The 9,872-nt window shown below is 68.5% G+C and carries 12 protein-coding genes; 6 read left to right on the plus strand and 6 right to left on the minus strand.

What is annotated here, in order from left to right:
• Positions 1-739 (plus strand): class II fructose-bisphosphate aldolase (gene fbaA, locus RMO30_RS08990; RefSeq protein WP_309712225.1); only part of this gene is annotated, 739 nt, incomplete at its 5' end.
• Positions 740-799: 60 nt separating this feature from the next.
• On the opposite strand, the gene RMO30_RS08995 is transcribed toward fbaA, so the two are convergent.
• The 6 genes from RMO30_RS08995 to RMO30_RS09020 are packed head-to-tail and all read right to left on the minus strand — an operon-like array spanning position 800 to position 6,009.
• On the minus strand, positions 800-1,972 hold the full coding sequence (locus RMO30_RS08995) for a hypothetical protein (RefSeq protein ID WP_309712227.1): 1,173 nt from the start codon (positions 1,970-1,972) through the stop codon (positions 800-802).
• On the minus strand, positions 1,969-3,171 hold the full coding sequence (locus tag RMO30_RS09000; protein ID WP_309712230.1) for an ATP-binding protein: 1,203 nt from the start codon (positions 3,169-3,171) through the stop codon (positions 1,969-1,971). The genes RMO30_RS08995 and RMO30_RS09000 overlap by 4 nt, the downstream gene beginning before the upstream one ends.
• Positions 3,172-3,174: 3 nt before the next feature.
• A complete protein-coding gene (locus RMO30_RS09005; RefSeq protein ID WP_309712233.1) occupies positions 3,175-3,714 on the minus strand; it encodes a DUF6264 family protein in 540 nt (179 codons plus the stop codon).
• Between the two features lie 4 nt (positions 3,715-3,718).
• Entirely contained in the window at positions 3,719-4,804 is a 1,086-nt protein-coding gene (locus tag RMO30_RS09010; protein WP_309712236.1) for a 4-hydroxy-3-methylbut-2-enyl diphosphate reductase, read from the minus strand.
• 51 nt (positions 4,805-4,855) lie between these two features.
• On the minus strand, positions 4,856-5,350 hold the full coding sequence (locus RMO30_RS09015; protein WP_309712238.1) for an RNA polymerase sigma factor: 495 nt from the start codon (positions 5,348-5,350) through the stop codon (positions 4,856-4,858).
• Positions 5,347-6,009, minus strand: coding sequence for a hypothetical protein (locus RMO30_RS09020; protein ID WP_309712240.1), 663 nt, complete (start codon positions 6,007-6,009; stop codon positions 5,347-5,349). The genes RMO30_RS09015 and RMO30_RS09020 overlap by 4 nt, the downstream gene beginning before the upstream one ends.
• A gap of 175 nt (positions 6,010-6,184) precedes the next feature.
• Here RMO30_RS09020 and xseA point away from each other — a divergent pair, with 175 nt between their 5' ends.
• From xseA to RMO30_RS09045, 5 genes are all read left to right on the plus strand, one after another.
• Entirely contained in the window at positions 6,185-7,351 is a 1,167-nt protein-coding gene (gene xseA / locus RMO30_RS09025) for an exodeoxyribonuclease VII large subunit (RefSeq protein WP_309712250.1), read from the plus strand.
• Between the two features lie 10 nt (positions 7,352-7,361).
• Entirely contained in the window at positions 7,362-7,601 is a 240-nt protein-coding gene (locus RMO30_RS09030) for an exodeoxyribonuclease VII small subunit (RefSeq protein WP_309712243.1), read from the plus strand.
• On the plus strand, positions 7,598-8,185 hold the full coding sequence (locus RMO30_RS09035; protein WP_309712245.1) for a DUF4245 domain-containing protein: 588 nt from the start codon (positions 7,598-7,600) through the stop codon (positions 8,183-8,185). Before RMO30_RS09030 ends, RMO30_RS09035 begins: the two co-directional genes overlap by 4 nt.
• On the plus strand, positions 8,182-8,808 hold the full coding sequence (locus RMO30_RS09040; protein ID WP_309712247.1) for a carbonic anhydrase: 627 nt from the start codon (positions 8,182-8,184) through the stop codon (positions 8,806-8,808). The genes RMO30_RS09035 and RMO30_RS09040 overlap by 4 nt, the downstream gene beginning before the upstream one ends.
• Positions 8,809-8,920: 112 nt before the next feature.
• Positions 8,921-9,872: class II fumarate hydratase (locus tag RMO30_RS09045; RefSeq protein ID WP_309712251.1), on the plus strand; the 952-nt coding region annotated here is incomplete at its 3' end.

Below are 9,872 nucleotides of genomic sequence, written 5' to 3' on the forward strand. Positions count from 1 at the left end.
GAAGGATGCCCTCGCCGGCTTTGTCGAGCCGCTCATCGCAGCCTCCGAGTCGCAGATCAAGGCGGGCGGCAACCCGATCTTCCAGTCGCACATGTGGGACGGCTCGGCCGTGCCGCTCCCCGAGAACCTCGAGATCGCGAAAGACCTGCTCCCCCGCATGAAGGCGATCAACGCGATCCTCGAGGTCGAGATCGGCGTCGTCGGCGGTGAAGAGGACGGCGTGGCTCACGAGATCAACGAGCACCTGTACACGACGCTCGAGGACGCCATAGCCACCGTCGAAGCGCTCGGGCTCGGCGACCAGGGGCGCTACATGGCCGCGCTGACCTTCGGCAATGTGCACGGCGTCTACGCGCCGGGCAACGTGAAGCTGCGCCCCGAACTGCTCAAAGAGATTCAGGATGGCCTCGCCACCAAGTATTCGACCGGCCCCAAGCCACTCGACCTGGTCTTCCACGGCGGGTCCGGATCGACCGACCAGGAGATCGCCGACGCGGTTTCATTCGGGGTGGTGAAGATGAACATCGACACCGACACCCAGTACGCCTTCACCCGTTCGATCGCCGGCACGATGTTCGCCAACTACGACGGCGTACTTCGCGTCGACGGCGGGGTGGGCAACAAGAAGATCTACGACCCCCGCGCCTGGGGCAAGGTCGCCGAAACCGCGATGGCCGCACGCGTCGCCGAGGCGACTCGTCAGCTCGGCAGCGCGAACAACTCGATCACGTCGAAGTGACCCGATGGCCGAGACGGCCATCGGCGCTGGCGACGTGACGAGGCCAGAAATGGCCTCGTCTCACAACGGATCGCGCGCGGCGCCCGGGTCAACGGCAGGCAAGTTGAAGGTCATCCTCAAGAAGCGGTCGTCTTTCCACTCGAGATCGTCGACACTCCCTCGCAGCGCGAGGTAGTACGGCGCGAGATGCATGATGCGGCGCCCTTCGGGCAACTCGATGTCGAGGCTTACGCCGACCGCGGTGGAGCCATCAGGGTGTCCTCGCAGCTCGACGAGGAGGGAGCCGGCGTCCGTTCCCGGGGTATCGAGGATCGCGCGCAATAGGGCACGGAGCGCGGTGCGCTGGTGGCCACGCATCCTGCCCGCGCGGCGATCCGGATCGACGACGACGAGGCGGTCATGTGCGACCGAGTCGAGCCAAGTGAGGTTGGACTGGGTAACCAGGTCGTCACGCAACCGGCGAGCGAGTTGCCCCGCCAGGGTGCGGTCTGCCGTCGTGACCACCCCGTCACGAGCCACCTGTTCGATGAACGGCACGGCACGCAGACTGAGCCGTGCGAGTCGCTGCCGTTCCTCCGCCTGGGTGCGCACGCCACGGGGCGCGTCGACGGAAAGCATCGTTTGCGTGCGCTTCTCGATCAGCGGCAGGGTGCGGCCGACGACGACGATAGAGAAGACTGCCGTTGCGACGATCCCGCTCACGATCGGCGACGAGATGATCACGATCGTCGAGATCGGCCCCCACGCGGTCACCTCCGCCCGGATCGCGAGGAAGGCGATCGGCACCGCGACCAAACCCGCGATCGTGCCGAGCGAGACGATCACCCGCGCCGGAAGGTAGGGGCCGAGCGAACCGATCGTGAGCGCGAGCCCGAACGGCGCCCACCACACCTCGATGGTCAGCACCGACCCGGCGTAGCCCACCGCCGACAGCAGAAAGCCAAAAGTCGCGATCGCAATCGCGACGATTGCTCCCGGCCACCCGATGCGTCGACGCATGGGTCGGGTCAAAATGTGCACGAGCACACAGGCCGAGGTGCAGATCAGCACCCCGACGATCTGCACGACGGGTTGGGGGCTGGCTCCCCAACTCAGAACCGCGAAGACGCTGCCGTAGATGAGGTTGATCGCCGCGAAGACGAGTGGCACGAACGAGCCGGTGAACCAGCTGAGCGGATCGGCCTCCTGCGGTGACAGCAGAACGAACCGACGATCGAAGACTTCCGCGCTCATGGCCCGACTCCCTGCGAGATCGGCGCGGAGATGATCACCGACGTGCCCTCGCCCGGTGCCGACCAGACCCTCGCGCTGCCGCCGACGGCGGCCATCCGCTCGGCCACCGAGCTGCGCAGCCCGAGCCGGTCGGACGGAACGGCGGCGGGATCGAACCCCTTGCCTCGGTCGGTCACCATGATTGTGACGTGCTGATCGTCGGAGATCAGCTCCACCTCGGCCACGGTCGCTCCCGAATGGCGAGCCACGTTCTCAAGACTGGCCCGCACGGCCGCGAGCATCGCATCGGCGACCGCGGTCGTGACGATGTAGGTGGCGGGTCCGGCACCGGTGATGTGCAGGCTGACGCCGCGCCACTGAAACTCGCTCGCGATGCGTGCAAGTTCGTTGCGGATGCCGGCGTCCTCGGCGGGCGACACCACGGCGTCCGCCGACGCGGTGATCCAGTCCGCGCCACGCAAGGTGTCGAGGTCAGCGAGCAACCGTTCCCGCGCGCGCTCGTCAAGCCGGTCGGGAGAGTTCATCACGACCGCAAGGTCGTTGAGCAGGGTGTCGTGCACGATGGCCGTCGTGCGTCGGGACAGATCCTCGCCATGCGCGAGCGCGCGGGTCTCGGCTTCGAGCTCGTCGAAGTTGGGAACGCGCGCACGGATGCGCGCCTGAATGGCGGCGAGGGTCAAGTACACGACGGCAGTCAGCGCGAGAACCATGACCGGCCCCAATCCCGGCTGGAAGGGCACGTCGGCGAGCGCGAACGATCCCACTCCAACCACGCCCGCCACGACGAAACCAAGCCCCGTCCACGCGATCCCCACGAGAGCCCGGGACGCCGGGATGCCGACCAGCACCAGCGCGAGCGACGGTCGGTTGACCAGGTAGGGAGAGGTGTCGACGATTCCGGGATCGCCGGAGAGCAGGATCACTTGGTAGCCCATCGTCGCGAGCCCGCCGAGCCCGAGGTAGAGCAGCACCACCCACCGCCGCGGTCGGATCGCCACAGCGGCCACCCCACCCAGCACTGCACCGAGCAAGATGAGAGTCACCGGCAGATCGTCGAGTCGGCCACGTTGCGCCAGCGTCTCGATGAGAACCGGAACGGTCATCAGGATGACCGCGACGGCGACCGCCCAGCCCATTGCCGAAACGGCACTCGTGATGACGGCGGCGGCCGTCTCCCGAGGCAGGACGCGGACGCGCATGGGTCAGATCGCCGACAAGAAGCCGGGTGTCGAGTAGAGCACGACGCCGAGCACGACGACGTAGCACACGAGGTTGAGCGCCCCCGCGGTGAGTGGGATCCAGAAGGCCACGCGCGATCGCGAGAGCGCAAGATACGAGAACCCTGCCGCGGCGACGAGCAGCACGATCGAGATCGCGAACAGCACGTAGCCACCGACGCGGGCCGCCTCACCGAATTCGAGGGTGCTCAGGTCGACTGGGCCGTAGGTGACACTTTTCGCCGCGAGTTCGAGGGTCGGCACGAAGTCGATGAACAGGGGCGCCGACTGGATGACGTTGACGAGCCCGAACAGAACGAGCGCAATCGTGATGGGCCGATCGAGGCGGCGCCACCCTTTCGCGGGAGCGGCGACGCGCGACGCGCTGCGCGGCGCGGCGGGCGGGCCTGTCGGGGGTGGCGGCGTGGTCGACGCTGGTGTCTCGAGCGGAACTCCGCGCAGCGCTGCCACCTCTTCGGGCGTGGCGTACTCGCCGTACTGGGGTCGGGGGCGCGGGTCTGACACGCCGTCAGCCCTGCCAGTCGAGTCGGCGCGTCCGGCCGCCGAGCGCGCGTTCGTCGGTGTTTCCGTCGGCATCCCGACGCAGCTCTTTCGGCAGCGAGAACATGAGGTCTTCCTCTGCCGTCGTCACTTCTTCGACGTCGCGGTAGCCGGCATCCGCCAGGTCGTCGAGAACCTCGCGCACGAGCACTTCGGGAACCGACGCTCCGCTTGTCACCCCGACAGTCGTCACGCCGTCGAGCCACGCCTGCTGGATCTCACTCGCATAGTCGACCCGGTGGGCGGCCCGTGCTCCGTGCTCGAGGGCGACCTCGACGAGCCGAACGCTGTTGCTCGAATTCGCTGACCCCACCACGATCACCAGGTCGGCCGCGGGTGCCACCTTCTTGATCGCGACCTGGCGGTTCTGGGTCGCGTAACAGATGTCGTCGCTCGGCGGATCCTGCAGATTCGGGAACCGCTCCCGCAGCCGTCGAACCGTCTCCATCGTCTCGTCGACGCTGAGGGTCGTTTGCGAGATCCACACCAGATTGTCGGGGTCGCGCACGACCAGGCCGGCCACATCATCCGGTGAGGTCACGAGCGTCGTGCGCTCGGGGGCGTGCCCCATCGTGCCTTCGACCTCTTCATGGCCGGTGTGACCGATCAGCAGGATGTCGAGATCCTGCTTGGCGAATCGAGTCGCCTCCCGGTGCACCTTGGTCACGAGCGGGCAGGTCGCGTCGATCGCCTGCAGCCCGCGATCGGCGGCGGCGCTGACAACCGCCGGTGAGACGCCGTGGGCACTGAACACGACGTGGGCGCCTTCGGGCACCTCATCGACGTCGTCGACGAAGATCGCGCCCGCCTTCTCAAGGGTGCTGACGACATGCACGTTGTGCACGATTTGCTTGCGCACGTAGACGGGCGCTCCAAAATTCTCGAGCGCTTTCTCGACCGCGATGACGGCGCGATCGACGCCGGCGCAGTAGCCGCGCGGCGCGGCCAACAGCACGCGCTTATCCCCTGTCACCGGGAGGTCGCTAAGCCGGCCCCGAACCGCGGGTACGCGTGGCGGGGCGAGCACGCCCACGCCGTTGGTGATGCCGGCCATGGGTCGAGTCTACGGAGCCCGTCTGGCGAGGGCTGGGAGGCATGACTCCGCTCAGACGGTTCGCACCCCGAGGACCGTGCGGAGCTCCTCCTTGGCGCGGGAGTACCGGGTGCGCGCGGTGGAGGCAGGGATGCCGACCAGCTCGGCAGCCTGCACGAGGGTCATCCGCTCCCAATGCACCAGACGCACGAGCTCGGCCAGATCGGCGTCGAGTCGTGCGATCGCATCACGCACCTCCGACCCGTCATCGGCTGGTGACGCGACGAGGTCGTTCCGGGATTCCTGACGGAGACGATCGGCCAGAGCCCAGCGCCGCCGCTCGCCACGCCCGTGATTGAACAGCACAGTGCGCGCGATTCCGAACAACCACATCCTCGCGCTCTCGGGGTCGACGGGGAGGTCGCCGACACGACGCCACGCGACGACCATGGTCTCGCCCAGCAGATCCGGGGCATCGTCGCGTCCGGCGCGTCGTTGGAGGTACCCGAGCAAGTCCGGCGACGACTCGCGCAGCGCCGCGGTGATTCGCGCGTCGGCGCGCCTCACGACGCCCCGCCGGGCGTATAGAGCTCGTGGTTCTCATCGAAGCACTGGATCTGCCCGCTCCGCTCGCTCCCCTCCATGCGTGGGTCGCCGGGCTGGATCCCGTGGCGGGCGAGTTCCTGCCATTCGGCCTCGCTGACCGCCCAATCCCAGGCCATCCACTCGCGCACCCATTCCCGATGCTCGGCCTCGCCCGGCGGAAGGCTCTCTACGGTCTCGCCCGGCTGGAGACCGAGCGCGTCCAGGTCGGGATTGGCTCGGGCGGCCGGCACAAAGGTCTCGACCGCGCCGAGGACGTCAGCAGTGCCATACCAGTCGCGAAGGACTCCGTTCACCTCACCCACGAACCCCGGGTCGGCACCACCCGTGTAGTCCGAAAACCGGAGCTCACAGTCGAATCCGTTCGCCATGGTGAACGGGATCGCGCCGAGCGGATCCAACGCCCACGGCGCCCAGGAGAACCCGTCGGTCGCGGCTGCGGTGCCGACCCCGGTGATGAGGAGGGCGGCGGCGGCGGCTCCGGCGATCAGTACACGCGGATGACGGCTCGCGCGAGTCTCTGACCGCGCATCGACGATCATCGCGTCGAGATCCTGACGCCGGAACGGTTCGAGTTCGGGGGCGGATCGGTCGAGTACGTCGTCGAGAGGGTCGCGAGTCATGGTGCCTCCATCGTGGGGATGATCTCACTTCACACCTGTCCGGCAACGCCCGATTCGTCCGTATCCGCGCGAGGCCGGTGCTCGCGCGGCCCTCGACTAGCCTCGATCTGTGGCTCCGTCCGACGAACCCGCTGCCCCCGAGCGCTCCTCTCCCGAGGCGCCGTGGCCGGTCGCGATGATGTCGGGCAAGTTGAAGGACTACATCGACCGCCTCGGCACGGTGTGGGTCGAGGGCGAGGTCACCCAGTGGGGGCTTTCCGGCGGCAACGCATACGGCAAACTCAAAGACCTCGAGCAGGATGTCACCCTGTCGTTCCGGGTCTGGTCGACGACGCTACAGAAACTCAAAGAAGAGTTTCGGCAAGGCGACCGGGTCGTCGCGCTCGTCAAGTCGGAGTGGTGGCCCAAGGGCGGCACCCTCACGATGCAGGTCTACGACATCCGTCATGTCGGCATCGGCGATCTGCTCGCCAAGCTCGAAGCCCTGCGCCGCAAACTCAGCGAGGAAGGGCTGTTCGATGCCTCCCGCAAGCAGCGGCTCCCGTTCCTGCCGACATGCATCGGACTGGTGACCGGCAAAGACTCGGATGCCGAGAAGGACGTCCTGCGCAACGCCCAGTTGCGATGGCCGGCCGTTCAGTTCCGCATCCGGCACGCGTCGGTGCAGGGTGACCGCGCCTGGGCGGAGGTCGCGGGGGCGATCAAGGCGCTCGACACCGACCCCGACGTGGATGTCATCATCGTCGCGCGCGGCGGTGGCGACTTTCAGAACCTGTTGCCGTTCAGCGACGAGCGACTGATCCGCGCCGTCGCCGAGTGCCGGACTCCGGTGGTCAGCGCGATCGGGCACGAAGCCGACCGGCCGTTGCTCGACGACGTCGCCGACCTGCGTGCCTCGACGCCGACCGATGCCGCGAAGCGCGTCGTGCCCGACATCGCCGACGAACTCGCCCGCGTGCGCCAGGCCCGCAGCCGGATGCTCGCCCGAGTCACCGGCTCGGTGACCGCCGAGATCGATCGGATCGGGCACATCCGTTCCCGCCCTGCACTCGCCCAGCCTGACCGTATCGTGAGCGACCGCGCCGAGGAACTCACCCGCTGGGTTGCCCGCGGGTCCGAACTGCTCGACTACGCGTTCGAGCGAGCCGGGCAACGCGTCGTCGAACTGCGGGCCCAGCTGCGGGCTCTCTCGCCGCAGGCGACGCTCGAACGCGGCTACGCGATCGCGCGCCTCGACTCGGGGGCGATACTGCGCCACACCAAGGATGCCGCGGGCGGTGACCGGGTGCGCCTGACGCTCGTCGATGGGGAGATCGCGGCGACCGTCGAGGGCCGCCGGTAAGGTAGACGCCGTGTCCGACCCCGACGAGAGCATCGCGGAGCTCAGCTACGAACAGGCCCGCGACGAACTCGTGAAGGTCGTCACGCAGCTCGAACAAGGCGGCACCTCACTCGAAGAGTCGCTCGCCCTCTGGGAGCGGGGCGAGGCCCTCGCGAAGCGGTGCGAAGAGTGGCTCGTCGGCGCCAAGGCGCGCCTGGATGCCGCCCGCAGTTCAGCCGCACAGCCGGCAACGACCGACGGGGCCTCGTGACGCTCCCCGACCAGGAGGCGGCACCGACCGTCGCCGAGCGCCGCGCCGCCCGACGGGCCAACCAGACGGCGTTCAACCTCGTGCTCGCGCTTCTCGCCTCGCTCGGCATCGTGCTGTTCCTCGTCGTCGTCGTCGTGCGCCCCGAGATGGAGCCGCGCACCGTCGACTTCGGCGAGATCGGCGCAGCCGCGCAGGCGAGCGTCGACGAGCCGCTCGCGGTGCCCGACCTGCCTGCGGAATGGACCGCCAACCGCGCCGAACTCGTGGCCAACCCGGCCGACGGCGTCACCCGGTGGGAGATCGGCTTCCTGACGCCGGAGGGTCAGTACATCGGACTCGTGCAGGGGGTCGACGCCAACGACTCCTGGCTCGCCGATCAGGTGCGGTCCGCCCGCTCTGGCGGCACCGAACACATCGGCGGGCTCACCTGGAACAGCTACGACCGTCGGGATGTCGCCGACCCCGGCAACATCGAATACGCCCTGGCGACGACATCCGGGGCCTCGACGATCGTGCTCGGCGGCACGGCGTCCGAAGAAGAGTTCGCGGTGCTCGCTGCCGCCGTCGCGGAAGGTCTGGAATGAGCAAGCGTCGCACCCCGGCCCAGGTCTGGCGCGAGATGGCGCGCGGCAACGAGCGCTTCGTCGCCGGTGAGCCGCAGCATCCCCGCCAAGACGTCGAGCGCCGCACCGAACTCGCGGGCTTTCAGGCGCCGCACGCCGCGCTGTTCGGCTGCAGCGACTCTCGGCTCGCGGCCGAGATCATCTTCGACAAGGGCCTCGGCGACCTCTTCGTCGTCCGCAACGCCGGGCAGGTGATCTCCGATTCGGTCGTCGGTTCGCTCGAGTACGCGGTCGCGGTGCTCGACGTGCCACTCATCGTCGTGCTCGGCCACGACGAGTGCGGCGCGGTACGTGCGGCGATCGATGCCGAGAAGCCCGACGCCACCCCGTTGCCGCCCCACATCGCGAACCTCATCGCCCCGATTCGGCCAGCCGTGCAGCGGGTGCCGCGCGACGGCGGCGACCCCGACATCCTCGAAGTCGGCCGCGAGCATCTGCGTGACACCGTCGCGGAGCTGCTGGAGAGCTCCGAACTCATCGGCGCCGCCATCGCCGCCGGTACGCTGGCAGTCGTCGGCGCGAACTACCGGCTCCGTGAGGGCCGCGTGGTTCCGGATGTCGTCCTCGGCAACGTCGAGTCGTGACTCGATACGCCACCACGCCACCGTCCCCTCGCCCGCATCAACGAAAGGCCACGTCGCAGTGAGCACCGAGACCCCCCGCGTCGAGTCAGGCTTCCGCATCGAGCACGACACGATGGGGGAGGTGCGGGTACCCGCGTCCGCCCTCTACTCCGCGCAGACCCAGCGCGCCGTCGAGAACTTCCCGATCTCCGGTTCGGGACTCGAGGCCGGCCAGATCGTCGCCCTCGCTCGCATCAAACGCGCCGCCGCCGTCGTCAACAGCGAGCTCGGCATCCTCGACACTGCCATCGCCGAGGCGATCGTCGCAGCCGCCGACGACATCATCGGCGGCGCGCACCACGACCAGTTCCCCGTCGACACCTACCAGACCGGTTCCGGCACCTCCTCGAACATGAACATGAACGAGGTGCTGGCGACCCTCGCGACGACGAAGCTCGGTGCGCCCGTGCACCCGAACGACCACGTCAACATGTCGCAGTCGAGCAACGACGTGTTCCCCACCTCGGTGCACGTCGCCGTGACCGGCGCCCTCGTGAACGACCTCGTGCCCGCGCTCGACCACCTCGCGATCGCGCTCGAGGCGAAAGCCGACCTGTGGAAGGGCGTCGTGAAGTCGGGGCGCACCCACCTCATGGATGCCACCCCCGTCACCCTCGGCCAGGAGTTCGGCGGCTACGCGCGCCAGGTGCGACTCGGGATCGAGCGCATCCAGTCCGCCCTCCCCCGCGTCGCCGAAGTTCCGCTCGGCGGCACCGCGACCGGCACGGGCATCAACACCCCGAAAGGTTTCTCGGCGCGCGTCATCGAGGTCGTCGCCGAGACCTCGGGTCTTCCGATCACCGAGGCGCTCGACCACTTCGAGGCTCAGGGCGCGCGCGACGGGCTCGTCGAAGCATCCGGCGCGCTGCGCGTGATCGCGGTGTCACTCACCAAGATCTGCAACGACCTGCGCTGGATGGGCTCGGGCCCGAACACCGGCCTCGCCGAACTGTCGATCCCCGACCTGCAGCCCGGGTCGTCGATCATGCCCGGCAAGGTCAACCCGGTGATCCCCGAAGCCGTCA

The sequence above is a fragment of the Pseudolysinimonas sp. genome (genome assembly GCF_031389465.1).
Classification (GTDB): domain Bacteria; phylum Actinomycetota; class Actinomycetes; order Actinomycetales; family Microbacteriaceae; genus Pseudolysinimonas_A.